The organism is Roseovarius sp. MMSF_3281 (genome assembly GCF_030733685.1).
In the GTDB taxonomy this organism is placed as follows: Bacteria; Pseudomonadota; Alphaproteobacteria; order Rhodobacterales; family Rhodobacteraceae; genus Roseovarius.
Genome location: NZ_JASHIM010000019.1, coordinates 24,797 through 50,024 on the forward strand (window position 1 = coordinate 24,797; position 25,228 = coordinate 50,024).

At 60.8% G+C, this 25,228-nt stretch carries 25 protein-coding genes and 1 tRNA gene; 8 read left to right on the plus strand and 18 right to left on the minus strand.

Features of this window, described 5'->3' with window-relative positions; all coding sequences use genetic code 11:
• Positions 1–26 precede the first annotated feature (26 nt).
• Positions 27–1,145, minus strand: coding sequence for an alanine dehydrogenase (gene ald / locus RBB32_RS16275; RefSeq protein ID WP_306154270.1), 1,119 nt, complete (start codon positions 1,143–1,145; stop codon positions 27–29).
• A gap of 135 nt (positions 1,146–1,280) precedes the next feature.
• Here ald and RBB32_RS16280 point away from each other — a divergent pair, with 135 nt between their 5' ends.
• Complete coding sequence (locus tag RBB32_RS16280; protein WP_306154271.1) at positions 1,281–1,739, plus strand: Lrp/AsnC family transcriptional regulator; 459 nt, start codon at positions 1,281–1,283, stop codon at positions 1,737–1,739.
• 302 nt (positions 1,740–2,041) lie between these two features.
• Here RBB32_RS16280 and pnp read toward each other — a convergent pair whose 3' ends face one another.
• On the minus strand, positions 2,042–4,177 hold the full coding sequence (gene pnp / locus RBB32_RS16285) for a polyribonucleotide nucleotidyltransferase (protein WP_306154272.1): 2,136 nt from the start codon (positions 4,175–4,177) through the stop codon (positions 2,042–2,044).
• Positions 4,178–4,565: 388 nt separating this feature from the next.
• Entirely contained in the window at positions 4,566–4,835 is a 270-nt protein-coding gene (gene rpsO, locus RBB32_RS16290; protein WP_306154273.1) for a 30S ribosomal protein S15, read from the minus strand.
• Positions 4,836–5,423: 588 nt separating this feature from the next.
• Here rpsO and RBB32_RS16295 point away from each other — a divergent pair.
• A complete protein-coding gene (locus tag RBB32_RS16295) occupies positions 5,424–6,395 on the plus strand; it encodes a DMT family transporter (RefSeq protein ID WP_306154274.1) in 972 nt (323 codons plus the stop codon).
• 55 nt (positions 6,396–6,450) lie between these two features.
• Here RBB32_RS16295 and RBB32_RS16300 read toward each other — a convergent pair whose 3' ends face one another.
• The 4 genes from RBB32_RS16300 to RBB32_RS16315 all read right to left on the minus strand — a co-directional run bounded on the left by RBB32_RS16300 (position 6,451) and on the right by RBB32_RS16315 (position 11,403).
• A complete protein-coding gene (locus RBB32_RS16300) occupies positions 6,451–7,845 on the minus strand; it encodes a hypothetical protein (RefSeq protein WP_306154275.1) in 1,395 nt (464 codons plus the stop codon).
• Between the two features lie 103 nt (positions 7,846–7,948).
• Positions 7,949–8,902 carry a calcium-binding protein gene (locus tag RBB32_RS16305; protein WP_306154276.1) on the minus strand — a complete coding sequence of 318 codons (954 nt, stop codon included), beginning with the start codon at positions 8,900–8,902 and terminating at the stop codon, positions 7,949–7,951.
• Between the two features lie 102 nt (positions 8,903–9,004).
• Positions 9,005–10,432, minus strand: coding sequence for an aldehyde dehydrogenase family protein (locus tag RBB32_RS16310; protein WP_306154277.1), 1,428 nt, complete (start codon positions 10,430–10,432; stop codon positions 9,005–9,007).
• A gap of 17 nt (positions 10,433–10,449) precedes the next feature.
• Positions 10,450–11,403 carry an NAD(P)-dependent oxidoreductase gene (locus RBB32_RS16315; protein WP_306154278.1) on the minus strand — a complete coding sequence of 318 codons (954 nt, stop codon included), beginning with the start codon at positions 11,401–11,403 and terminating at the stop codon, positions 10,450–10,452.
• A 103-nt stretch (positions 11,404–11,506) separates the two neighbouring features.
• Here RBB32_RS16315 and RBB32_RS16320 point away from each other — a divergent pair, with 103 nt between their 5' ends.
• The gene (locus RBB32_RS16320) at positions 11,507–12,367 is read left to right on the plus strand and encodes a LysR substrate-binding domain-containing protein (protein WP_306154279.1); all 861 of its coding nucleotides are present in this window, start codon (positions 11,507–11,509) and stop codon (positions 12,365–12,367) included.
• 263 nt (positions 12,368–12,630) lie between these two features.
• Here RBB32_RS16320 and RBB32_RS16325 read toward each other — a convergent pair whose 3' ends face one another.
• Positions 12,631–13,659 carry a LacI family DNA-binding transcriptional regulator gene (locus RBB32_RS16325; protein WP_306154280.1) on the minus strand — a complete coding sequence of 343 codons (1,029 nt, stop codon included), beginning with the start codon at positions 13,657–13,659 and terminating at the stop codon, positions 12,631–12,633.
• Positions 13,660–13,804: 145 nt separating this feature from the next.
• Here RBB32_RS16325 and RBB32_RS16330 point away from each other — a divergent pair.
• A tRNA-Arg gene (locus RBB32_RS16330) sits at positions 13,805–13,881 on the plus strand.
• A 101-nt stretch (positions 13,882–13,982) separates the two neighbouring features.
• On the opposite strand, the gene RBB32_RS16335 is transcribed toward RBB32_RS16330, so the two are convergent.
• Positions 13,983–14,687, minus strand: coding sequence for a hypothetical protein (locus RBB32_RS16335; protein WP_306154281.1), 705 nt, complete (start codon positions 14,685–14,687; stop codon positions 13,983–13,985).
• A gap of 16 nt (positions 14,688–14,703) precedes the next feature.
• Positions 14,704–14,943: a hypothetical protein gene (locus RBB32_RS16340; RefSeq protein ID WP_306154282.1), complete on the minus strand. Its 240-nt coding sequence runs from the start codon at positions 14,941–14,943 to the stop codon at positions 14,704–14,706.
• 186 nt (positions 14,944–15,129) lie between these two features.
• Between RBB32_RS16340 and RBB32_RS16345 the strand changes: the two genes are divergently transcribed.
• From RBB32_RS16345 to RBB32_RS16355, 3 genes are all read left to right on the plus strand, one after another.
• Positions 15,130–15,636: a hypothetical protein gene (locus tag RBB32_RS16345; protein ID WP_306154283.1), complete on the plus strand. Its 507-nt coding sequence runs from the start codon at positions 15,130–15,132 to the stop codon at positions 15,634–15,636.
• An 88-nt stretch (positions 15,637–15,724) separates the two neighbouring features.
• Positions 15,725–16,357: a ribonuclease HII gene (locus RBB32_RS16350; protein ID WP_306154284.1), complete on the plus strand. Its 633-nt coding sequence runs from the start codon at positions 15,725–15,727 to the stop codon at positions 16,355–16,357.
• Between the two features lie 89 nt (positions 16,358–16,446).
• Positions 16,447–17,562: a site-specific DNA-methyltransferase gene (locus RBB32_RS16355; protein ID WP_306154285.1), complete on the plus strand. Its 1,116-nt coding sequence runs from the start codon at positions 16,447–16,449 to the stop codon at positions 17,560–17,562.
• 86 nt (positions 17,563–17,648) lie between these two features.
• Here RBB32_RS16355 and modC read toward each other — a convergent pair whose 3' ends face one another.
• The 6 genes from modC to RBB32_RS16385 all read right to left on the minus strand — a co-directional run bounded on the left by modC (position 17,649) and on the right by RBB32_RS16385 (position 23,011).
• Entirely contained in the window at positions 17,649–18,728 is a 1,080-nt protein-coding gene (gene modC / locus RBB32_RS16360) for a molybdenum ABC transporter ATP-binding protein (RefSeq protein ID WP_306154286.1), read from the minus strand.
• On the minus strand, positions 18,728–19,420 hold the full coding sequence (modB, locus tag RBB32_RS16365) for a molybdate ABC transporter permease subunit (protein ID WP_306154287.1): 693 nt from the start codon (positions 19,418–19,420) through the stop codon (positions 18,728–18,730). Before modB ends, modC begins: the two co-directional genes overlap by 1 nt.
• Before the next feature lie 6 nt (positions 19,421–19,426).
• Entirely contained in the window at positions 19,427–20,197 is a 771-nt protein-coding gene (modA, locus tag RBB32_RS16370) for a molybdate ABC transporter substrate-binding protein (RefSeq protein ID WP_306154288.1), read from the minus strand.
• A gap of 69 nt (positions 20,198–20,266) precedes the next feature.
• Positions 20,267–20,647: a winged helix-turn-helix domain-containing protein gene (locus tag RBB32_RS16375; RefSeq protein WP_306154289.1), complete on the minus strand. Its 381-nt coding sequence runs from the start codon at positions 20,645–20,647 to the stop codon at positions 20,267–20,269.
• 76 nt (positions 20,648–20,723) lie between these two features.
• Positions 20,724–21,866 (minus strand): amidohydrolase, encoded by a 1,143-nt coding sequence (locus tag RBB32_RS16380; protein WP_306154290.1) that lies wholly within the window; start codon positions 21,864–21,866, stop codon positions 20,724–20,726.
• Between the two features lie 137 nt (positions 21,867–22,003).
• Entirely contained in the window at positions 22,004–23,011 is a 1,008-nt protein-coding gene (locus RBB32_RS16385) for an LLM class flavin-dependent oxidoreductase (protein ID WP_306154291.1), read from the minus strand.
• A 553-nt stretch (positions 23,012–23,564) separates the two neighbouring features.
• On the opposite strand from RBB32_RS16385, the gene RBB32_RS16390 reads away from it, so the two are divergent.
• Complete coding sequence (locus RBB32_RS16390; protein WP_306154292.1) at positions 23,565–23,849, plus strand: hypothetical protein; 285 nt, start codon at positions 23,565–23,567, stop codon at positions 23,847–23,849.
• Here RBB32_RS16390 and RBB32_RS16395 read toward each other — a convergent pair.
• Together RBB32_RS16395 and RBB32_RS16400 are read right to left on the minus strand one after the other, a co-directional pair.
• Positions 23,843–24,574, minus strand: coding sequence for an amino acid ABC transporter ATP-binding protein (locus RBB32_RS16395; RefSeq protein ID WP_306154293.1), 732 nt, complete (start codon positions 24,572–24,574; stop codon positions 23,843–23,845). The two genes, RBB32_RS16390 and RBB32_RS16395, sit on opposite strands and share 7 nt — an antisense overlap.
• Positions 24,571–25,227 carry an amino acid ABC transporter permease gene (locus RBB32_RS16400; protein ID WP_306154294.1) on the minus strand — a complete coding sequence of 219 codons (657 nt, stop codon included), beginning with the start codon at positions 25,225–25,227 and terminating at the stop codon, positions 24,571–24,573. Before RBB32_RS16400 ends, RBB32_RS16395 begins: the two co-directional genes overlap by 4 nt.
• Position 25,228 lies beyond the last annotated feature (1 nt).

Consider the following 25,228-nt stretch of genomic DNA (forward strand, 5'->3'; position numbering starts at 1 on the left):
CCCGCTTTGGGGCCCGGTCAATCACCTTATGTTTTGACCAGCATCTGCGGCGAGATCACGTCAATCCCAAGGGCCTTGCCAACGGCGTAGTAGGTCAGTTGCCCGGCGTGAACGTTCAACCCGTTCAACAGGTGCGGATCGTCGGCACAGGCCTGTTTCCACCCCTTGTCCGCCAAGGCCAGCATGAAGGGCATGGTGGCATTGCCAAGCGCAATGGTCGAAGTGCGCGCAACGGCCCCCGGCATGTTGGCCACGCAGTAGTGCATGATGCCGTCCACCTCGTAGATCGGATCGGCGTGGGTGGTGGCCTTGGAGGTTTCGAAACACCCACCTTGGTCAATTGCCACATCCACCAGAACCGCACCCGGTTTCATGCTGGGGAACTGATCGCGGCGCACCAGCTTGGGCGCTTCGGCCCCGGGGATAAGCACCGCGCCGATGACCATGTCGGCCTCTTCCAGATGCTCAGCCAGCAAACCAGCCGAAGAATACCCAGTGTTGAAGGTATCGCCGAAGACATCATCCAGGTACCGCAAGCGCGGCAGAGAGCGGTCAAGCACGGTCACATCCGCGCCCATGCCCGCCGCGATACGCGCGGAGTGGGTGCCGACAACACCACCGCCAATCACCAGAACCTTGGCCGGGCCAACACCCGGCACACCGCCCATCAGGACACCGCGGCCACCGTTGGCCTTTTGCAGGGTATAGGCCCCCACCTGCGGCGCCAGACGGCCTGCAACCTCGGACATCGGCGCCAGCAGGGGAAGGCCCCCCCGGTCGTCGGTCACGGTTTCATAGGCAATCGCGGTACAACCGGATTCAAGCAAATCATGGGTTTGGGCGGGATCAGGGGCAAGGTGCAGATAGGTAAAAAGAAGCTGTCCCTCGCGCAGCATCTTGCGCTCGACCGCCTGGGGTTCTTTGACCTTCACGATCATGTCCGCCGTGGCAAAGATTTCCTCGGCGGTGTCGATGATCTTGGCGCCCGCTGCCTCATAGGCGGCGTCGTCAAAACCGGCCCCCATGCCAGCCCCGGACTGAATGATCACTTCGTGACCGTGCGAAACTGCCTCTTGCGCGGCATTGGGCGTCATGCCGACGCGGAACTCTTGTGGCTTGATCTCGGTTGGGCATCCGATATGCATTGCGTATCCTCCTCGCATTCGATTGTCATAGAATGTCGCAGGAGGCGCGCAAATGGATTGAATTTTCCCTCGTATATTCCTGTTTTTTTGAATAGTCTTCGAAAAATTTCGGATACGACGAAAGGTCTTGCCTGAATGGCTTTGGACGCGATGGATCGGCGGCTTTTGAAAGTCCTGCAACGCAAGGGCCGGATTTCGAACGCTGATCTGGCCGAAGCCGTGAACCTTTCGGCCAGTGCCTGCCATCGACGGGTGCAGCGCCTCGAAGCCGAAGGATACATCCGCGACTACGTTGCGCTTTTGGATGCCCGAAAGCTGGGCATGCCCGCGACGATCTTTGTGGAGATTACGCTTTCAACCCAAGCCGACGAGGTGCTGGAAGCCTTTGAAAAGGCCGTGGCACGCATTCCCGACGTTTTGGAATGCCACCTGACAGCAGGCGCCGCCGATTACATCCTGAAAGTCGTCGCCGAAAATACCGAGGATTTCGCCCGCATCCACCGGCAATACCTGACACGGCTGCCAAGTGTCGCCAAGATGCAATCCAGCTTTGCCTTGCGGACGGTGTTCAAGACAACGGCCTTGCCACTTTGACGTGGCACACAGGGCCAAAATGCAAATGGGGTCTTGGCATCCCTGCCAAGACCCCGCGGCGATCAATCGTGAGTGACGGCTCGCCGTATTGCACACAAGCTGCACACCAAAACTAATACAACTCGTTACGTCTGCACTCGGTGCTACTGATTACCCTTGTGCAACCTTATCGCAGTTTTCTCACCCGCCATCACGGGGAATAAAGCGGTCGGTTTACCCCCAAGAATACACAGCGCAGACAAGTCCAAAAAAAGGCCCCGGCGATTGCCAGGGCCTTTTCGAAACATTGAGGAAACCGATGATCAGTCGTCGGCTTTCTCTTCTTTCTTGGCTTCTTCGCCGGTTTCCTGATCGACAACCTTCATCGACAGGCGCACCTTGCCGCGATCATCGAAGCCCAGCAGTTTGACCCAGACTTCCTGACCTTCCTTTAGCACATCCGAGGGATGGTTCAGGCGGCGGTTTTCAATCTGGCTGACGTGAACCAGACCGTCGCGCTTGCCAAAGAAGTTCACGAAGGCCCCGAAATCGACGATCTTGACGACCTTGCCCTTGTAAATCGCGCCTTCCTCGGGCTCTGCCACGATCGAGTGGATCATGTCATAGGCCTTCTGGATGGACTCGTTGTTCGGGCTGGCGATCTTGATGATGCCCTCGTCGTTGATATCAACCTTGGCACCCGAGGTTTCCACGATTTCGCGAATGACCTTGCCGCCCGAACCGATGACTTCGCGGATCTTATCCTGCGGAACGGTCATGGTTTCGATGCGGGGTGCGTGAACGCTGAAATCGCCTGCTTCGGTCAAGGCCTTGGACATTTCGCCAAGGATATGAAGGCGGCCTTCTTTCGCTTGGGCGAGAGCCTTCTTCATGATCTCGGGCGTGATGCCTGCAACCTTGATATCCATCTGCAACGAGGTGATCCCGGCTTCGGTCCCGGCCACCTTGAAGTCCATGTCGCCAAGGTGGTCTTCGTCGCCAAGGATGTCGGTCAGGACCGCATAGTCGCCGTCGTCTTCCAGAACCAAGCCCATGGCCACACCGGCCACGGCCGACTTGAGCGGCACGCCTGCGTCCATCATCGACAGCGACCCACCACAGACCGAGGCCATGGAGGAAGAGCCGTTCGATTCGGTGATCTCCGAGACAACGCGGATGGTGTAGGGGAAGTCGGTTGCGGCAGGCAGAACGGCCTGAAGGGCACGCCATGCCAGTTTGCCGTGACCGATTTCACGACGACCCGGAGGGCCAACGCGACCCGCTTCACCGACCGAATAGGGCGGGAAGTTGTAGTGCAGCAGGAAGTTCGAGCGGAAGTTCCCATGCAGGGCGTCGATGATCTGTTCGTCGTCGCCGGTGCCGAGGGTGGTGACCACAAGGCCTTGGGTCTCGCCACGGGTGAAGAGGGCCGAACCATGGGTCCGCGGCAGGATGCCGGTTTCGGACACAATCGGGCGGACCTCATCGAGCGAGCGGCCGTCGATCCGCTTGCCCGATTTCACCACGTCACCGCGCAGAACGGCGGCTTCGAGTTTCTTCAGAGCCGAGCCGAGGTTCGGGTCTTCTTGCTGTTCCTCGGTCAAACCTTCGAGAACGGCCTCCTTGGCGGCGCCGACAGCAGCTTGGCGTTCCTGCTTATCCAGAATCGCATAGGCGCTGCGCATCTTGTCTTCGCCCAGGCCTTTGACCGCCTCGTAAAGCTCGGAATAATCCGGCGGGGTGAAATCGAAGGGTTCCTTGGCCGCCTCTTCGGCAAGGCCGATGATCAGGTCGATCACGGGCTGGATTTGCTCGTGCGCGAAGGTCACGGCACCCAGCATCTCGTCCTCGGTCAGCTCGTAGGCCTCGGATTCGACCATCATCACGGCGTCTTTGGTGCCGGCAACCACCAGATCAAGGCGTTGATCGGGGTTGTTGCGCAGGTCGTGCATGTCTTCGACATCGGGGTTCAGGATGTATTCGCCATCCTCGTAGCCCACGCGGCAACCGGCAATCGGACCCATGAAGGGGGCACCGGAAATGGTCAGCGCCGCCGAGGCCGCGATCATCGCGACCATGTCGGGATCGTTGACCAGATCGTGGCTAAGTACTGTGCACATAACAAGAACTTCGTTCTTGAAGCCGGGCACGAAGAGCGGGCGGATCGGACGGTCGATCAGGCGCGCGGTGAGGGTTTCCTTCTCGGTGGGGCGGGCCTCACGTTTGAAGAAGCCGCCGGGCACTTTACCCGCGGCATAGTATTTCTCTTGGTAGTGCACGGTGAGGGGGAAGAAATCCTGACCGGGCTTGGGTTCCTTGGCGAAGGTCACGTTGGCCATGACGCTGGTTTCTCCAAGGGTGGCGATGACCGAGCCATCCGCCTGACGGGCAACCTTGCCCGTTTCCAGAGTGAGGGTATCTTCCCCCCACTGCATAGATTTTTTTACTTCGTTGAACATCGTCGTATCCTAGTTGGAAGCGCTCTTGGGCGTATCCCAAGTCTTCCGTTTCAATGGCGGCCCCATTGCCGCCGACCCCTTCATCATTTCATGCGCCGGGGTCAGAGCGTCACGTCTCAGATGGGTGCGCCTTACAGGAGTTTGGGGTGTTTTGGAAGGATAGATCAGTGCATGCGGCGCGAATCGGGACTACGGCCCGGCAAACAACAGCCGCCGCGCCCCGCGGCGTGCCTGCAAAGCGCCGGGGTTCGAGCGATTTTGAGCCCGCGAACACGCGCTCAAAAGGTTGTACGTTTTGTACGCGAGTTTCGTACAAAACGTACAAAACGAAAAAACGCCCGCTCGGGGACCGAGCGAGCGCTTCGTTGATCCGGTGGATCGAAACCTGTTAGCGGCGGATGCCGAGGCGTTTGATGAGGTCCTTGTAACGGCCTTCATCTTTGCCCCTGAGGTAGTCCAGCAGCTTCCGGCGCTGTGCGACCATTTTCAGAAGACCACGGCGGCCGTGGTTGTCTTTCTTATGGGTCTTGAAGTGCTCGGTCAGCGTGGAGATACGCGAGGTGAGAATCGCAACCTGAACTTCGGGCGACCCGGTGTCGCCGTCCTTGGTTGCATATTCCTTCATCAGGCGTGCTTTTTCTTCGACTGTGATCGACATCGGGGTCTCCTTTGAGATTAAGGGTTGAGGGCACAAGCCGGGATGTCGTCCAGCAGGGTCCTATGGAGATGTCGCAAGGGTTTTTCCCAAGCGATGGGGGCATATAGGAGATTTCTTGAAAAAAGGAAAGAGGGAATGCGCGTGAAAGGCGGCCCCCATCAGGCGCGCGCAAAACGGCCGTCCTCGGGCCCAATGGTTGTGACCGGAGGCTTTCATCAACAACCAGATATGGACCAATCGCGCCCGACCGTTAAGCTTAGAACAAACGCCGTGAAAACATAGCGCCTACATCTCGGTGGCGCCTCGCCGTAATCTTCAATTTCTTGTAGGCCACAGAAGGACACCGTGCTGCGACCCTGGCGATTTTCCTCATTGGTCTGACATTCCCCGGCATGCGCCCGGTCGAAGGATCGCTTCAAATCGTGAAACAACCCCTTGACCATTGGCCTTTCAAGCCCCTATTGGCCTGTCATGCGATGGCGTCGCTTTTCCAATACGCATCTATCCTGAACCTGAAATCCTGTCCTGAACGCCCGGACGTCACTCACCCGAAATCCATTCGGGTCGACTGCTTTTGGAGTGGTGACCATGACTTTTGTTCTGACCGAAACCCGCCGCCCCGCGTTCTTCGGGAACAGCTCGGTAACCGGGATGATCTGCATGGCGGTTGCAATGCTGCTTTTGCCCCTGGGGGACACATTGGCCAAGATTCTGACGGGGCATATGTCCGCCGTCGAGGTGACCACAGCGCGCTTGCTGGCCCAGGGCCTGTGCCTTGCCCCGATCGCGCTTGTGATGCGGCACCGGCTGTGCGGGCCGATGTTCTCGCCGATCGTCGCCTTGTCCGGCGGATTGGTCATGGTGACCCTGACCAGTCTGGTCTGGGCTTTCTCGGTCATGCCAATCGCCACGGCCATCGCGATTTTCTTTGCCGAGCCGCTGATCCTGACGGCACTTGTCGGCCCCTTGCTGGGAGAGCGGGTTGGACCGCGCCGCATGATCGCCGTTCTGGTCGGGTTGCTTGGGGTGTTGATCATCATCCGGCCCGGAGGCGGGTTTGGTCCGGCGGCGTTCCTGCCCCTGCTGGCCGCCCTGTGTTATGCGCTCAACATGATCGTGCTGCGCAAGGCCAGCGGAGCCCGGTCGAGCCTGACCGTCCAGTGCGGCGCGACGTTCTATGCGTGCCTCGGGATGGCTGTGGTTTCCCTCGGCCTCGGCGCGGCGGGGCAGTTTGAGCCCTCTTTTGCCAGCCTGCCCGGCTGGGCATGGGGGGCAATCCTGGCGTCGGGGGGCCTTGCCGCCGCAAGCTTCATCCTGATTGCCGAAGCCTTCCGCCAAGCCGAAGCGGGTATGCTGGCCCCGTTCCAGTATCTTGAGATCATTGGGGCCACCGCCATGGGCTACTTGATGTTCGCGGAATTGCCTGACGGCCTGACCTGGCTGGGGATCGGGATCATCCTGAGTTCCGGCCTTTATGTGTTCTGGCGAGAGCAGGTTCCGGCCAATCGCGCCCGCATGCGCCCAAGACGGCGCAGAACACGCCGCATCAGGGCACGCTGAGGCACTTTGCGGCCCGGTCTTGGGTCTTTCATATGCTCGGGCACGGGCGCACCCGTCACCCGAGCACCAAGGCATAGGTCAGCACCCAGATGGTGAGCAAACTGGCCGTAACGAGGAAGAACCCGCCGTTCCAGCCAAGGCCCACGCGCGTTGCACTGACATTACCGAAGGCCCCGATCAGCAGGGTTGTGGCCGTGAAGGGGGATGTTGCCCCGCTCATCGACCAGCCCGCGACGATGGCGGCGACAAGTGCATTGGGGCTGATGCCCAGCGCGCTGGCACTTGGGATCAACGGGGCGATCAGGGTGACCGCGAGGATCGGATTCATGCCGATCTGCCCCAGCAGAGGCACCAGCCAGACCAGTGCAGCAAGGATGATCGCCGGGGGCACTGCGGCCAGATCAAGGCCAAGCGACAGGATGATGGGCTTCAACAGCGGGGCGCCTGTTGTCCCGATGAAGCCCGCCATCATCAAAAGAACGATCTCCCCCCGGAAACCGGACAATTCTTCGGTGATATAGAATTTCAATCGCTGGCCTAACGGCGTTTTCTGGGTGGGGCCAAGAAATTGCACAAGCGCCCAGAGAACCGAAACCACGGGGACGACCACCATGACGATGCCAACGATGCGCAGGTTGGTGACCGCGTAAAGGCTGCCGATGGTGATGGCGAGAACCGCAAGCAGGGCAAGCAGCGGAAACAGGAGGGTCCATGACCCTTCAGGCGTCTGGCGCGGGGGGCGCACGGCCAGCTTGGGCTTGAAAGCTGTATCCATGGCCCAGCCTGTCAGGGCGATGATCGCCGCAGAGACCAATCCGGGGGCCACGGCCCCGGACCATGAAGCGCCCGGAATGATGGCGATGGTGATCGCCAGGGAAAACGCCAGCGGCGACCATGTGAGCGAGGAGACAAAGCCGCGCTGGATGGCCAGAAGCATACGGCGCGTGCGGTGGCCGCGAATGACGGGGTCGGAATCGTTGCTGGCGGCATGGGACGCGAGGCTGCCGAGCAGGGTGATGGAGCCGTAATTGATCACCAAGGCAAAGGCATGCCCCCCCATGGTCAAGGCGGCATAGCGGCGTCCGGGAGGCTGTGCAGCAAGGAAAGCGCCAAGCTTGCCAAGCGAGGGTGAGCGTTCGGCGGTATGGCGCAGGGTGGAAAGCGCGGTGAAGAAGGCCGCGATGAAGGCGGCCTTGTCGAGGCCTTGGCGGGTGTATTCCATCCAGTCCTGACCGGCCAGCGCCAGCCAGAGGCAAAGCGCCATACCGGTAAAGATAAAAGCCTGCCGGGCAAGGCCCACGCGCAGACCGAACAGGACAATGACCGTAAGTGCAGTCAGCTCGATGGCAAGCGGCGGCATCGCCACGCCCCATTCCTTGGCCGCGAAGATGGCCGTCAGGGCAAGCAACAAGATCGCCGCAAAGCGTTCTATCGCAGAGTTTTGCATCATTTGGGGCCAAAGGCACGACGGAATGTCATGCCCAAGGTCTAAAGCGAGTTTGGAGAAAGGCCAAGGCGGTGTGTGGAATATTATGCGCCGCGCCCGCGCCGCCCTAAAGGCTGCTTTGCGGAATCAGGGTGATATGCGAAAGCATAAGGTCAGGCGCATTGTCGAGCGAGGCCACGACATTGCCGTTGAGCAGCAGGGATAAACGACCATCCTGATCGGGGTCGTCTTCGATGGTCACCTCGGGGTCGGGATCGGCCAGATCGTCGTAGATCACGGCAAGGCTGTCTTCCTCGGCCGAGAAATCGGTGATCAGGGGTTGGTGATCGCTGATCAGGCGGGCATCGAGCGAAACGGTATCCGCACCGTTGCCGGTGCTTGCGATATCGCCAGTGCCGGCGGTGATCTGGTCATCCCCTGACCCGCCATTAAGATAATCGGTGTCTGTATCGTCAGCCCCGTTGAGGGTGTCATTTCCAAGCCCGCCAAAAAGCGTGTCCTGGCCTGTGCCGCCTGCAAGGTTGTCGTCGCCCTGATCGCCGTGCAGGGCATCGGCCCCGGCGCCACCGGTCAAGGTGTCATTGCCATCGCTGCCAACAAGGCTGTCGTCGCCATAGTCCCCTTCGAGGCTGTCATCATCATTGCCGCCATAAAGGGTATCGGCATCCATTCCACCTGACAGGTGGTCGTTTCCGTCGCCGCCGTGCAGCGTATCCTGCCCTTCCGAACCGGCAAGCGTATCGTGCCCCCTTTCGCCATGCAGGTCGTCGCGGCCCGCAAGGCCATCAATCTGATCGTCCCCGGCGTAACCGTTCATCTGATCGGGAGCCTGGGTGCCTTGCAGGTTGTCGTCCGTCGCCGTGCCCGTGGCGATGGTACCACCGCTGTCGTCTTCCACGGCGGGAATATCCATATATTCGGAATTCCCGGTATCAGCCCCGTCACCGGGTTGCGGGGCCGCGTTAGCGCCTTCATCCTCGCCCTCGGAAAGAAGCGCGTCAAAGCCGTAAAACGCCGTCGCACCGACGGTCAGCATCCCCATCAAACCCACAAGCAGCATTTTCGCACCAGATCGCAAAGCCCCGCGTATAATCCGCCACGGGGGCGCATGTGGTCAATCCTATCCGGGCAAGATGGTTAAAATGCCGTCAATCCGGGGCTATTATCCGAAATGCAGGGTCTTGACCTCTTGGTAGTCTTCAAGGCCCAAAAGCCCGCCTTCGCGCCCGTTGCCGGATTGCTTGTAGCCGCCGAAGGGCGAGCCATAGTTGAAGGCCCCGCCGTTGATATGCACCGCCCCCGCGCGCAGGCGGGCGGCAACACGTTCGGCGCGCTCAGGGTCGCCGGTTTGCAGGTAGGCGGCAAGGCCATAGGGGGTATCGTTGGCAATCTGGATGGCGTGATCTTCGTCCTCGAACGGGATGATCACGAGGACCGGGCCGAAGATTTCCTGTTGCGCGATGGTCATGTCGTTGGAGACATCGGCGAAGACCGTGGGGCGCAGGTACCAGCCTTTTTGGAAGTCTGCGGGCCGGTCGGGGCCACCGGTAAGAAGGCGCGCGCCTTCGTCGATGCCTTTTTGGATCAGGGCGCGGACGCGGGTGAGTTGAATTTCATCGTAGAGCGGGCCGATATGGTCGCCCTCTTGCGCCGGGTCACCAAGGGCGAGAGATTCGGCGGTGTGCTTGGCGATGTCCAGCGCACGGTCATAGCAGGCCCTTTCGACCAGAAGGCGGGTGGGCGCGTCACAGCTTTGGCCGGTGTTGTACATGCATTCCAGCACGCTATCGCGGACTTGGGTTTCCAGATCGCAATCGGCAAAGACAAGGTTGGGGGATTTGCCGCCCAGTTCCAGCGTGACGCGCTTTACGGTGTCCACCGCGTCGCGGGTCACGGCCTGACCTGCGCGGGTGGAACCGGTGAAGGACATCATCTGGATATCGGGGTGGCGCGAGAGGGCAGCACCGACGATTGGGCCATCGCCATGGACAAGGTTGAAAACCCCCGGCGGCGTGCCCGCATCGTGGATCATCTGGGCGTAGAGATTGGCCGAAAGCGGCGTGTATTCAGACGGCTTGAGGATGCAGGTGCAGCCGGTGGCAAGCGCGGGCAAAACCTTGAGCGCGATCTGGTTGATGGGCCAGTTCCAGGGCGTGATCAGGCCGCAAACCCCGATGGGTTCGCGCAGCAGAATGTCGCCGTTGGAGAGCGTTTCGCGCAGGGTTTGGGATTTCAGCGCCTCAAGGAAACCTTCGAGGTGGCCGACGGCGGCGTCGGCCTGTGCCTCGCGCGACATGGTGATGGGCGCGCCCATCTCGGTGCTGATGGCCTTGGCCAGATCCTCAAGCCTGTCGCGGCTGATTTGCAGCAGGGTTTCAAGCAGCGCGATACGGTCATCGCGCGAGGTTTGGGCGTAGCTTTCAAAGGCTTCGGCGGCGGCCTTTGCCGCGCGGTCCACGTCGCGGGCGTCGCCCATGGCGAGCGTGCCGATCTGCGCCTCGCTTGCCGGGTTGGTGACGGGCATGGTGGCGTCAGACAGCGGCGTGATCCATCGCCCGCCAACATAGTGCATCCCAAGCGTTTCGAGCATCCCTGCCCCCTTTCCGATCAGCTTTGGCCGCGCGTCGGGACAACCTCGTATCCCGGTTCTTCGGGTTCATCGTCACTCATTTCCGCCGGGAAGCCGGGGGCGCGGATATCAAGGCCCGTGGCATCCTCAAGCCGGCGGATGATGTTTGGCGAAAGCTCACGCTCGCCATAGCGCGCGATGCCGTCATCCAAGATTTGCATCAACATGGGGTTCAACTCAAGCGGGATACCGGCGCGGTCGGCCACGGCCTGAAACAGGCCAATATCTTTCTTCACAAGGTCCATGGTGAAGGAGATATCGCGCGAGCCGTTGAGGATCACCTGACTTTCGGTTTCATGCACGAAGGAGGTGCCCGAGCTGATCTTGATCGCCTCGTAGGCGGTGGCAAGGTCCATGCCCGCGCCCTTGGCCGTTACCAGCGCCTCGCAGCAGCTAACCAGATTGGCGGTGGCAAGGTAGTTGGTGATGACCTTGAGGATCGAGGCGCTGCCGATCTCGCCAGTGTGCAACACGCGGCGGCCCATCTTGGTAAGCAGCGGCAGGATGGTTTCAAAAGTCGCCCGGTCGCAGCCCGCGAAGATCGCGATATTGCCGGTCTCGGCGCGGTGACACCCGCCCGAGACCGGGCAATCCACCGCAGCGCCGCCTGCACGGATCACCGCTTGGCCAAGGCGTTTGACCTCGGCCTCGTCTGTGGTGGACATTTCCATCCAGATCTTGCCGGGGCCGACATGCGGCAGCATTTGCTGCATCACCGCGTCCGAGGCGGCGGGCGACGGCAGGCAGGTGATGACGGTATCGCAGGCCTGCATGAGTTGAGCCGGATTTTCACCCGCCTGTGCGCCCCGGTCGGTCAGCACCGCCATGAGATCGGCATTGAGGTCATAGACCGTCAGGTCCACCCCGTTGCGCAGCAGGCTACCCGAGAGTTTGCCGCCCACATTTCCCAACCCGATAAATCCGACTTTCATGGCGTTGCCCTATTGATGATCTGTCATTGCGCCCGAGTTTTTCGGATTGTCGCGCAAAAGAAAAACGATTTAAATCAACCGAAAGGCCATAAAATATTTATCCATGAGCACATCCCTTCCCAACCTGACTTGGCTGCGCACCTTCGAGGCCGCCGCGCGCCTGCGGAACTTTACCGCCGCTGGCGAGGAACTGGGCCTGACGCAAGCCGCTGTCAGCCTGCACATCAAATCGCTTGAGGCAAAGCTGGGCTGTGCGCTGTTCCTGCGTCAGCCGCGAAACCTGCAACTGAGCGAGATGGGCAAGGCATACTTGCCGCATGTGCGGCGGGCCCTGGATGACCTGAGCCTGTCGACGCTGGGCCTGTTCGGGCCGGAGATGGTCCGGGCGGTGACATTGCGGGTGCCGGTATCGACCGCCGTATTGTGGCTGGCGCCGAAGCTGCCGGAATTTCACGCGGCACATCCGGGCCTCGAATTGCGGCTGGTCTCGACCATCTGGGCGGATTCGCTGGAGGATGAGGACGTGGATATCGACATTCGCAGCGGGCATGGCGATTGGCCCGGGGTCCGGGCCGAGAAACTCTCGACCGAGGCGATCGTGCCGGTTTGCCCGGCGGGTGAAGATGCGCCGGTGTCCGAGCAAACCCCGCTGCATATCCTGGGGCAGGAGGATAACTGGGCCCGTTATGGCGAGGCGCAGGGCGTGGCGGTGCCCGACCGATTTGGCATCAGCGTGGACACAAGCGCCGCGGCCCTGGAGATGATCGCGGCGGGCCAAGGCGTGGCGGTGGTTCTGGCGCGCTATGTAAGGGCGGCGGTGGAGGCCGGGCGGCCCGTTCGCTGTGCCGGGCCGGAGGTTCCGGTACGCTTGGCGCATTACCTTGTGGAACGCGATGGCCGCGCCCCGCCCCGCGCCGAGGTGGCCACGGTGCGCGACTGGGTGAAGGGGGTTTTTGCGGGGTGATGTCTGTGGCGTTGGTCACCAGCGGGCTTTTGCCTCCGCGCGGAATCAAGGCCGCAGGCCGCCGCGCATCGCCGGGCCGCCCCCACGGCACGGCGATTGAGTTGATGTATGCGCTGCGATTGGAGGTCACGCGCCAGTGGTTGAGATAAAGTGCTACGCCTAGAGGTCGGGTCGCCGCACCGCAGCCCGTCAATGCGCGGCTTGCCCCTGCAATATCCTACAAAGATTCAAACCCGTCATTCGCGTGTCGCCAAAACGGCGCCCTATGGCCTGCGCAGGGTATCGCCGTAGGTAATCGTCGGCTCAAGCGCGAGGCGGGTGGACTGTGGATCGTCGGAATCTTCCTCCACCCGTTTGGCGATGATCTCGGCGGCGCGGCGTCCGATCTCAAGCCGGCAGGCATCCATCGAGGCCAGTTCGCGCGGCAGGCCCTTGAGAAGGTTCAAACCGTTGAACCCGGCCAGCCCGATCTCGTTCGGGATATCGACGCCCTTTTCCCAAAGGTACATCAAGCCGCCCGCGCCGATCATGTCGTTCGAGTAATAGAGGAAATCCAGATCGGGGGTACGCTCCAGCATGGCCTGTGTCATCTCGCGGCCCTTCACAAGGGCCGAGCCGCCGGAATAAAATTCCTGATCCGCGATTTCGACGCCCCCCTTGGCAAGCGCCTGTGTAAAACCTTCGAAGCGTTTACGCGCCCGGTGGTCGAGCGGCATCTTGGTACCCAGGAAGCCGATGCGCTCGTAACCGCCCTTGAGGATCGCCTCGGCCATTTGTTGACCGGCGCGGCGGTGCGAAATGCCGACAACCGAGTCGATGGGCGTGCCATCGGTATCCATGATCTCAACCACCGGGATGCCCGAGGCGCGCAGCATGGCCCGCGACGCATCGGAATGTTCAAGCCCCGCGATGATCACGCCCGAGGGGCGCCACGAAAGCATTTCGTAGAGGACTTTCTCTTCTTTCTCGGGCAGGTAATCGGTAAGGCCCACGACAGGTTGCAGATCGGTCGATTCTAGGATCTGGCTGATCCCGGTCATCACTTCGGGGAAGACCATGTTGGACATCGACGGGATGATCACGGCCACGAGGTTGACCCGTTGACTGGCCAAGGCGCCGGCGATCTTGTTGGGGACATAGCCCAGTTGCTTGGCCGCTTCCAGTACGCGCTTGCGGGTGGCATCCGAGACATCGCCACGATTGCGCAAGACGCGGCTGACGGTCATTTCAGAAACCCCCGATGCCTCGGAGACATCGCGCAGGGTCAGGGGGCGGTTTTCGGGGTTACTCACGATAGACTGTCCTGAAGGGCCTTTGGTAGTTGTTATCGCAAACGGGTCGCGGGGATCAAGCACATCAAAATCAGGCGCGAAGGGCTTCGCGGTTGAATTGGGGTCATGACAAATCGGAACGGGGCCGATATGGAGGGTGATGTGCGGCCCCGTGGCTCAACCGGATAGAGCAGCCCCCTCCTAAGGGGCAGGTTGCAGGTTCGAATCCTGCCGGGGTCGCCAGAGTGTCCGGCCCTCTTTGCCGTCGCGCGGCGCAGCCGCGCGCCCCTTCCGGTCACAGGCGCGGGACGCGACGAAGAGGGAGGGGGGGTGGCCCCTGCCGTTTAGATCACCCGGATCACATCCTTGTCGATGGCCAGCATATATCCCCGGCGGGCGATATTCTTGACCAGTAGTTCGCTAACCAGTTGGTTGCCAAGCGTATCGCGCAGGCGTTTGATGCGGGTGGCGCCGGCGGCTTCTTCGCAGTCCTCGGTCGCGCGGCCCGAGATCATCGCCTCGATCTGGGCGCCGGTAAGCACGTCGTCGTCCAGCCGGGCCTCGGCGAGAATCGAGAGGGTTTCCATGGCCGCGTCAGTCAATTTGAAGCCGTGGTTGTTGAGGTAGACGGCATTTTCCTCGCGGCTGATCAGGAGGGAGCTGACCTGAATGCCCGCGCGTTCGATTTGCGCCATGCGGCGGTTGAGGGCCACGAGCATCAGCAGGAACACGAGTGCGGCCACGAGAAGCGCCGTTGCGAACACCAGCAAAACGAAGATCACCATGCGGTAGCTGCTGAGGGTTTCGGAAAAGGCCGTGCCCGAAAGCGCGAGGATTTCCAAAAGCTTGATCTCGGCATCCGTGGTAAGCGCATCGTTTTCCACGAAGATGCGTTCGACGCGGGCGTTGAAGGCATTGGCGTCGGGCAGCGTCAGGAACAGGAAAACGGCGGCGAGGGCGAGGATCAGCACAACGGCGGCCACCCCGAAGGTGACGACGCGGGTGCCGGAGCGGAGCGCCTCGGAGGCGGAAGCTTGGGACTCGGACAAATTGTTTCCCCTTGGCCTATTGCTTGGACACCGAAAGCACCTTGAGAAGGATCAGCCCCCGGCGGGACAGTTGATTGGCCAACTGTGCGCGTGCGTTCTGTATCGTACAGGGGCCGTTGATCTGTGCCACATCGTAGTGCAGTTCCAGCGGATTATCGCGCTTGGCCTTGTATTCAGCGGTGCAAGCGGCCTGCGCCAAGGAGGGCGCGGCCAGGAGCGCGCCAGCGAGCGCGAGGGGGAGAAATGTCTTTGTCATGCGCCCAAACTGCGCCGAATGGCGAGGCTATTCAATATCCATGCGGCGCAACCGGGACGAATCCGGCCTGCTATCCGATAACAAGGGGGCGTTATTGCCTGTCTGGCGGGGGCAGGCGCAGGTTTCGGTATCGGCTTTGGCCATGCAGGCCGGGCCCCCGATCAACCTGACGAAAGGACAAGACCCATGCATCGCAAGTTCATCACACTCATCCTGGCCGCCTCGATGGCCGTGACCGGCCTGAGCGCCGCGCCCGCCCGCGCCGACGCCGAGGACGCGGCCAAGGTGATCGCCGGTGTCGCCGCGATTGCCATCCTGGGCGCGGCCATTGCCAAATCCAAGGATGACGACCGTCACGTTACCCGCAACCGCGGCCATATCCGTAATGACCGCCATCGCGGGCCGGGGCGGCAATGGAACAACCGCCACCGTGGCAACAAGCATGCACGCCCCCTGCCCAACCGGGTGCAGCGTAAACTGCTGCCCGGCAGTTGCCGGGTCACGGCACGCAGGGGCAATGGCCAGAACCTTCGCGGCTTTGGGCGGCACTGCCTGACGCGCAATTACGGCTTTACCAACAGCCTGCCGCGCGCTTGCCAAACCCGCGTTCGCGCCCGGAACGGGGCACCTCGCACGATCTATCGCGGACGCTGCTTGCAAAAGCATGGCTATAGCGTGGCCCATCGCCGGTAACCCGGCCCCTTGTCATCGAGCAGGAAAAGGGAAGGGCCCCGCGCCCTTCCCTTTTGCATTCTCCGGCGGGGCGTGGTTTTAGCATCCCATGACAGGACCGGATTTTTCGCATGAGCAAGAGGCCATCACACGGGGCTACGCCCGCGTGGCAGGTGTTGACGAGGTGGGGCGCGGCCCCTTGGCCGGGCCGGTAACCGCGGCGGCGGTTATTTTGAACCCCGGCAACATCCCTGAAGGGCTGCACGATTCCAAGAAGCTGAGCGCCAAGCGGCGCGCGGCGCTGCATGACGCGCTGATGGAATGTGCCGAGGTGTCGGTGGCACATGCCACTGTCGAAGAGATTGATGCACTGAATATCCTGCGTGCCTCGCATCTGGCGATGGAGCGGGCGATTGCCGGGCTGTCCACCCCGCCGGACATGGCGCTGATCGATGGCAATATGATCCCGCGTGACCTGCCCCTTCCGGCGCGCGCGATCATCAAGGGCGACGCGGTTTCCCTGTCGATTTCGGCGGCCTCAATCGTGGCCAAAATAAGGCGCGATCGCATCATGTGGGATTTGGCGCAACAGTTTCCCGGCTATGGATGGGACAGCAACGCGGGATACCCGTCAAAAACCCACAAAGAGGCCCTTCAAAATCTTGGTGTGACCCCACACCATAGACGTTCTTTCAAACCGGTACACAATATCTTGTATCAAGATAAATCTGTAAGTGACTGATTCAAAAAAGAAATTGACGGCGAATCGGCTTTGACTCATCTTTGACCTCAACGACCAGAGCGCACAAAGCGCCGGCAAAGAGGCAGAAAATGAAAACGATGACCAAAGCCAAGAGTGCGAAGGCGCTCCCGCTCAATACGATTCTGGATGGGGACTGCATCGAAATGATGAACAGCCTTCCGGAAGAATCCGTGGACCTGATCTTTGCGGATCCGCCCTATAACCTGCAGTTGAAGGGGGATTTGCATCGCCCTGATAACAGCGCGGTGGATGCGGTTGACGATGCATGGGATCAATTCGCCAGCTTCGAGGCCTATGATCGGTTTACCCGCGATTGGCTCAAGGCCGCGCGCCGGTTGCTCAAGCCCAATGGGGCGATCTGGGTGATTGGCAGTTATCACAACATTTTCCGCGTCGGTGCCGCGCTTCAGAACGAAGGGTTCTGGATTCTGAACGACGTGGTTTGGCGCAAGTCGAACCCGATGCCGAACTTCCGGGGCAAGCGTCTGACCAATGCGCATGAAACGATGATCTGGGCCAGCAAGGCCGAGGGCGCGAGATATACCTTCAACTACGAGGCGCTGAAGTCGCTCAACGAAGGCGTGCAGATGCGCAGCGATTGGGTTTTGCCGATCTGCACCGGGCACGAGCGCCTTAAGGACGACAAGGGCGAGAAGGCCCACCCGACGCAAAAGCCCGAAAGCCTTTTGCATCGTGTTCTGGTCGGAAGCACGAACCCCGGCGACGTGGTGCTTGACCCGTTCTTCGGCACCGGAACGACAGGGGCCGTGGCCAAGATGCTGGGCCGGGATTTCATCGGGATCGAACGCGAGGCATCCTATCGCAAGGTCGCGGAAAAGCGCCTTGGCGGCATTCGCAAGTTTGACCGCGAAGCTTTAGAAGTGTCGAAAGCCAAACGTGCCGAACCGCGCGTTCCCTTTGGCCAGCTGGTGGAACGCGGCATGTTGCGCCCCGGTGAGGAACTTCTGAGCATGAATGGCCGCCACAAGGCCAAGGTGCGCGCCGATGGCACGCTTGTGGGCGATGATGTGCGTGGCTCCATCCATCAGGTGGGGGCCGCCCTTGAAGGCGCGCCAAGCTGTAACGGTTGGACCTATTGGTGCATCAAGCGCGAAGGCAAGCGCGTGCCGATTGACCTCTTCCGGCAGCAGATCCGCGCCGAGATGGCCGAGCGCCCGAACTGAATTAACGAATAATCGAACACCGCCGGTGCCTGTGGCCTGACGCTTGGGCACTTACCTTGTGCCCCGCCCTTGTGGCGGGGCTTTTTTTATCCGCCGATATCCTGCGGCGCGAGGGCCACGGATTTGATAACCGCGTAACATGGCGTGCCGCTTTGCAGGCCAAGGCGCTTGGCCGAGCGGCGGGTGACGCGCGCAAGGATGCGCCCGGCGGGCGTATCAAGCGAGACAATGGCACCGGGGCCCTGGCCGCTGCGGATATCGTGGACGGTGCCGGGCAGGATGTTGAGGGCTGAAAGATCGCTGGGTTCGCTGGTCGCGAGGATCACATCGTGCGCGGCGATGCGAACGCGGACAGTGCTGCCTTCGGGTTGGCCAAGCGCGGGCAGGAAAAGCGGCGTGCCCCCGGCGTGGAGTTCGGTCAGGCCATCGGGGTGATGCCTTGCGATGGTGGCTTCGAGGACAGCCCCCGCCGCCCGTGCGCCGAGCGGTGTGACAGAGGGATTGGCCAGAACCTCGGCGGCGGTGCCTTGGCCGGTGACGCGGCCCTCTTCCAGCGTGACGACCGTGGTGGCGAGGCGGGCCACCTCGGCGGCGGAATGGGTGACGTAGAGGATGGGGATTTCCACCTCGTCGCGCAGGCGCTCGAAATAGGGCAGCACCTCGGATTTGCGAGCGTCGTCGAGGGCGGCAAGGGGTTCATCCGCCAGGATCATATGCGGCGCGGCCAGAAGGGCGCGACCAATGGCGACGCGTTGCTTTTCGCCACCGGATAGGGCAGCGGGGCGGCGGTTCAGCAAAGGGCCGATCCCCAGAAGCTCCACCACCTTGGCCTCATCCTCGCGAGGGGCATTCTTGGGCGCGAACCATGCGCCATAGGCCAGGTTCTGGCGCACGGTGAGATGCGGGAACAGCCGCCCTTCCTGAAAGATATAGCCCAACCGCCGTTTATGCGGGCGCAGGCGAATACCGCGTTCGGTATCCAGCAACACCCAGTCACCAACAGCGATACGGCCCGCATCGGGCATGAGCAGCCCCGCAACCGCATTCACCAGTGTTGTCTTGCCAGACCCCGAACGCCCGAACAGTACCGTCACCCCGGGCGGCGCGCGAAAGCTCGTATCGAGCGTGAACCCGGCGAAGGCATGGCGCACGGCGATGTCCAGCATCACGCGCCCCCGATCCGTGTGGCCACACGGCGGCTGATCACTTCCGACAGCAGAAGCGCCCCCATGGCGACGACAACCGAAACGGTTACCAGCTTCATGGCCGATCCCTCGCCGCCGGGAACCTGAAGGAAGGCATAGATCGCCGAGGGGATCGTGCGGGTCTGCCCGGGAATGTTGGAAACGAAAGTGATCGTCGCCCCGAACTCGCCCATGGCCTTGGCAAAGGCGAGGATCGCCCCCGCGATGATGCCGGGCAGTGTCATCGGCAGCGTCACCGTCAGGAAGACCCAGGCCGGTGACGCCCCAAGTGTCGATGACGCCTGTTCAAGTTTGGGGTCGACCGCCTCGATCGACAGCCGGATCGCGCGCACCATCAACGGAAAGGCCATGATCCCCGCAGCGAGTGCCGCACCGGTCCAGCGGAAGGCGAACACAATACCGAACTCGGCAAGGATACCGCCCACCGGCCCACGCGTCCCGAAGCCCAGCAGCAGCAGGTAGCCCGTCACCACCGGCGGCAGGATCAGCGGCAAATGCACGATTCCGTTCAGCAATTGCTTGCCGGGAAAATCGAGGCGCGCAAGCGCATAGGCCGTGAGAATGCCCAGGGGCAGGCTTACCAACGTCGCCCAGAAGGAGACCTGGAGCGAGAGCGCGACAGCCCTCCATTCCTCGGGACCGAGCCAATCCATCCCGGGCTATTGCGTCACGACCACGAAGCCCTGACGCTCGAAGGCCTCACGCGCCTGCGGCCCCTGCAGATAGTCGAGGAAGTCCGATTCAGCCGGGGTATCGCGGTTCGACAGATCGGCCGCGGGATAGACGATGGGCGGGTGGGTCTTGGCGGGGAAGGTGCCGATGACGGTCACGTCATCCTCGGCCATCGCATCCGTGGCATAGACGATCCCGTAGGGGGCCTCGCCGGTTGCCACGAAAGCGAGCGCCGCACGGACATTGTCGGCCTGTGCCACCTGTGTTTCGACCTTGCCCCAGAGACCGAGGCTTTCCAGCGCCGCCTTTCCGTAAATACCTGCGGGCACCGAATCGACCAACGCCATGGCAAGCCGGTCACCGCCAAGCATCCCCGCAAGATCAATGTCGGCGCCGATTTCGACCGGCTCGGCCTCGGTGTCGGCTGCGATCAGCACGATGGAATTGTTGAGAAGGTCGAACCGCGTGCCTTCTTCGACGAGGCCCTCGGCTTCGAGCGTGTCCATCCAGTCGGGGTTGGCCGAAATGAAGATATCTGCCGGCGCCCCCTGCTGGATCTGCCGGGCGAGTGCCGACGAGCCCGCGAGAGACACGACAAGGTCATGATCGGTGGCGGCCTCGAAGCGTTCTTCTATCTCGGCCATGGCATTGGTCATACTGGCCGCAGCAAAGACCATGATCTCATCCGCCTGCGCCACGGCGGGGGCGGCGACGGTCACGGCGATTGATGCCGTACGCAGAAAGGCGGGCTTGGACACGGATGAAACTCCTGACAAGTGATATGTTTCGCAAAACATATCGCAAGGTGGCACTCGTCCTGTCAAGCGTTATTTCCCATCGGGAATATCGCTTAGCAAGTCGCACAAAGCCGCAAGGCGCTTGGCCCCGCCTTCTGCCGCCTCTGTTTCGAAGGCCCGATATTGTGCCAGCACCTCATGCCCCAGTTCGGTAAGCACGGCCCCGCCGCCCCCCGGGCCGCCACGGGTGCTTTCGACCAGCGGCGCGCGGAACATCGTGTTCAAGGTACCGATCAATTCCCAGGCACGCTTGTAACTCATGCCCATCTCGCGGCCAGCGGCGGCAATCGAACCGCAACGATCTATGCGTTCAAGCAGGTCTGCTTTGCCCGGTCCCATCATCTCGTCCTCGCCAAAGACGATCCGAATGCGCAGGCGTGGCTCCGAGGGGCGATGGGAATTGGCTGTCATGTCGAAGTAGTGCCTTTATCAGCCACGAGGATCAAGCAAGGCACAGCCCGGATATCGTAGGCATGCCACGTGCCATTCACTCTATCCCGGATAACCGCCCGCGCACCAGTTCAACCCAGAACGCGGCCCCGATGGGCAGAAGGGCATCGTTGAAATCATAGTCGTTGCTGTGCAGGGGTTGGGCGTTTGGCCCGTCTTCGCCGTTACCCATCAGCAGGAAACAGGCGGGCACGGCGGCGGCGAAATGCGCGAAGTCTTCGGAAAAGCTCATGGGCGGGCGATCGGGCAGGGTTTCAAGGCCCATGGTGCGGGCGGTATTGATGACCGCCTTTGTCGGTTCGGGCGCGTTGATCGTTTCGATAAATTCGGTATTGAATGTCATCTCGGCGGTTATGCCGTGTGCTGTTGCGATGCCTTCGGTGATTTGACGCATGAAGCCTTCGATGGCTTCGCGATCCCCGGGGTCGCGGGCGCGCACATCGCCCTTGAGGGTTGCATGGCCCGGCAGCACGTTGCGTTGCCCGTCAGTGAGAAATTCGGTCACCGAGACGACCGCCCCCGCACCGGGGGGCAGCTTACGCGAGACAATGGTTTGCAGCGCCTGCACCATCTCGGTGCCGATGGTGATGGCATCGCGCCCGGCCTGCGGCATGGAGGCATGGCCGCCCTGCCCCTGAACATGGATTTCAAACAGGCTTTCGCTGGAACAGATAAGCCCTTGGCGTGTCGAGACCTGCCCCAAGGGCGCGCCCGGCAGATTGTGGATGGCATAGACCTCATCCATCGGGAAACGCTCTAATACGCCCTTGTCAATCATGGCCCGGGCACCAAGGCCGTGTTCTTCGTTCGGTTGGAAGATAAAGATGACGGTGCCATCGAAGCCGGGATCCTTGGCAAGGGTTCGGGCCGCGCCAAGCAGCATGGTCATGTGCCCGTCATGGCCGCAGGCGTGCATCACGCCGGGGATTTGCGAGGGGTAGTTATGCTGGCTGGCTTCGTGGATCGGCAAAGCATCCATATCGGCCCGCAAGCCAATGGCACGGTTGCCCTGACCCGCCCGCAGGATACCGACAACGCCAACACCTTCATGCACCTCAAGGCCCATATCGCGCAGGATTTGCGCAACACGCACCTTGGTGTGATGTTCCTCAAAGCCCAGTTCCGGGGCCTTGTGGAATTCACGCCGAAGCGTTGTCAGGTCATCAGCTTTGGGTGACATCGGAGCCTCCTGTCGGGTTGGCGACAGTTTAAAGCGTTTCGCGAAAAACCTGAATCACAGCGTTTCGCGACATGCGGTCCCAAACCAAATCTTTGCACGCGCGCGCCCTGCCCTTGGGAAAACGGCGCCTGATGGTCTCAAGTCGCCGCATCCCTGTCCAGTCGTTCATTCAATATATCGGCCGCGATCTCGAACGAGCGGACCCGCGCGGCATGATCGTGGATCATCCCGGTCACCATCAACTCGTCAGGCTGGAATCTGTCGATCAGCGTGCCGAGTTGTTGCCTGACGGTTGCGGCCGAGCCTGTGGCCGAACATGACAAGGCGTCCTGCACCTGCGCCATGACCGGCGCGGGGATTTCCTGCTCGATGTCATGGGTCGGGCGGGGCAGTTTGCCGGGCCGCCCCGACCTCAGCCGTGCGAAGGCAAGCAGTTGCGAGGTGCGCAAGAATTCCGCTTCGGCATCGCTGTCAGCGGCACAGACGCCTGCGGCCATCATGACATAGGGTTTCTCCAAGTGTTCCGATGGCTGGAAGGTGCGGCGGTAGACCTCCAACGCCTGTTCCAGCATGGCCGGCGCGAAATGCGAGGCGAAAGCGTAAGGCAACCCCAGGTAGGCGGCCAGTTGCGCGCCATAAAGGCTGGACCCGAGAATCCAGACCGGGACATGAGTGCCGGTACCGGGAATGGCGCGCACGGGTGACGCGCCGGTGTCTTCGCCAAGATAGTCGATCAATTCCTGCACGTCCTGGGGAAAGCTGTCTTCGGGGGCCATGTGACGGCGCAGCGCCCGTGCGGTGGCCATGTCGGTGCCGGGCGCGCGGCCCAGCCCGAGGTCGATCCGGCCCGGATAAAGCGTTGCCAAGGTGCCGAACTGTTCCGCGACGACAAGCGGCGCATGGTTGGGCAGCATGATACCCCCGGCCCCGATCCGCATGGTTTTGGTCGCCCCGGCCACATGGCCAATCATCACGGCGGTGGCCGCGCTGGCGATACCCGGCATATTGTGGTGCTCGGCCAGCCAGTAACGGTGATAGCCGAACCGCTCGGCGGCGCGGGCAAGGTCGACCGTTCCCTCAAGGGCATCGGCTGTGGTCTTTCCCTCGGAAACGGGGGCGAGATCAAGAAGTGAAAAGTGCTGCATTGCGGCCTCCTTTGGGACACAGCTAATCGCCGCGCACGGCTAAGCCAAGGCCATGCGGTTCGGTTTACCTGTTGGGCCGGTCACGGGATTGTTCCGTTCCCTTGACTTGGCCTGTGGATCGGCATGTGTAATTGGCCTCATTGGGTGTGTTACGAGCGAGTAAAATTGACCCATCTGCCAGGTTAAACTCCGCGCAGAATAGCGCGGCGGAAAGAGCAGGTGGTATTGATGGAAAGTGTATCGCAGATCCGACTTTGGATTTTGCAGGAGGATTGCAGCATCTGGCCGGTGGCGCGGGCTACACGTCATACCGCTTCGCGCAGAACAAGCGACGCAGAAAAACATAAACCTTGCGCGAACAAAGCCCCCAAACGGACCTCGCTATATGAGGGCCGCCCGCCCGGAGGATGCGGTTGTTCGCAGGTTCTCTCGAGCCGGTGGTGTTCACCTGCTATTCCGCAGCACGTGGCATGCCTCTGGTCAAGGCTACGCGCACTGCCTCGGCGCGGGATCACGGGGGGCGGTTTCTGTGCCGTGATGTCTTTCCTGTGTGGTGAAATTCAAAGTCAAAGGAGCGCTGTTTCTTGGGCACTTTCACCAAGTGATCCTACCAGGTTTGGGTTCACCACGTTCATTGAACCAAAGAGCGCTGTCTACCTTTCAGAAATTCGATACTCATGGCGCTTTGGCAGCACGGGTGACGACAGTTATACTACTTCTTAGTTCAAGCCTGCATGCAGTACTTGAAAATGCCGCCCACGAGAATGCAGGCGATCATGTCATCGCCACAATCTACAAAAGGCATTCAGGCAGCGTAGGTTATTACGCTCGTCAATGATTGAGAATCTTCGATAAGAAATCCCGTGCGCGCTCGCTGGTTGGGTTTTCGTAGAATTCTTGCGTAGGGCGATCTTCTACGATCGCTCCTTGATCCATGAAAACCACGCGATCAGCAACCTTGCGGGCAAAACCCATCTCGTGGGTCACTACCATCATGGTCATTCCGTCCTCTCGGGCAAGTTCGACCATTACGTCGAGCACTTCCTTAATCATTTCTGGATCGAGTGCCGAGGTCGGTTCATCGAAAAGCATCGCTATCGGATCCATGGCGAGCGAGCGCGCAATCGCGACGCGTTGTTGCTGACCACCTGATAGCTGACCTGGGTATTTGGAGATATGATCAATCATTCCAACTCGGGTCAGAAGTGTTTCTGTCCTAGCCTCGGCCTCAGACCTGGACCTGCCAAGCACCTTTTCCTGAGCGAGACAGAGATTGTCGCAAACACTCATGTGCGGATAGAGTTCGAAATGTTGGAAAACCATGCCAATCTTGGCACGCAACGCCGTCAGCTTTGCGCTTTTCGCGGTGACTTCTGCCTCGTCAACGACGATCCGGCCTTCTTGAACTGTTTCAAGGCCATTTACGCATTTTATCAATGTAGATTTACCCGAGCCAGAAGGACCGCAAACAACGACGACTTCGCCCTTTTCTACTTTTGTCGTGCAGTCGGTAAGGACCTGGAAGTCACCATACCACTTGCTTACATTTTCCAATTCGATCATGTCGCCATCCGTGTTTGAAGCCTGCGCACAAAAAGCGATCCGGCAAAGCAGATCACAAAATAGACGAGCGCGGCAAAGAGATACATTTCCACCAAGCGGCCCTCGGTCCGGGCCACGATTGAAGAGGCTGTCATTAAGTCTCGCAACGACACGACGAAAACCAACGACGTGTCCTGAAACAAGATGATGCCTTGCGTCACCAGTATGGGGATCATGTTACGGAACGCCTGAGGCAAAACAATAAACCGTTGTATTTGCCAGTAGCCAAGTCCAGTAGCCTTGCCTGCATGAACCTGGCCCTTTGCAACGCTTTGAATACCGGCCCGCATGATTTCTGAATAGTAGGCAGCTTCAAACATGACAAAGGCAATCAGCGCCGAGTAAAAGCCACCGATCGGACGTCCTAGTGCCAGCGGGACCAAGAAGTAGAACCAAAAAATCACAAGGATCAGCGGAACGGCCCTGATCAAGTTGACATAGCCCGCGGCAAAGAGTGCCAGCGGCGCGATACCAGACAGTCTCGCCAAGGCCAGAAGTGTGCCGAGAACAAGACCACCGATAATGGCGAGAAAGGTCAGGAGAAGACTTAACTGCAAACCATCCCAAAGAAAGGGCAACGAGTCGATAATAACGCTGAAATCAAAATCGCCCATT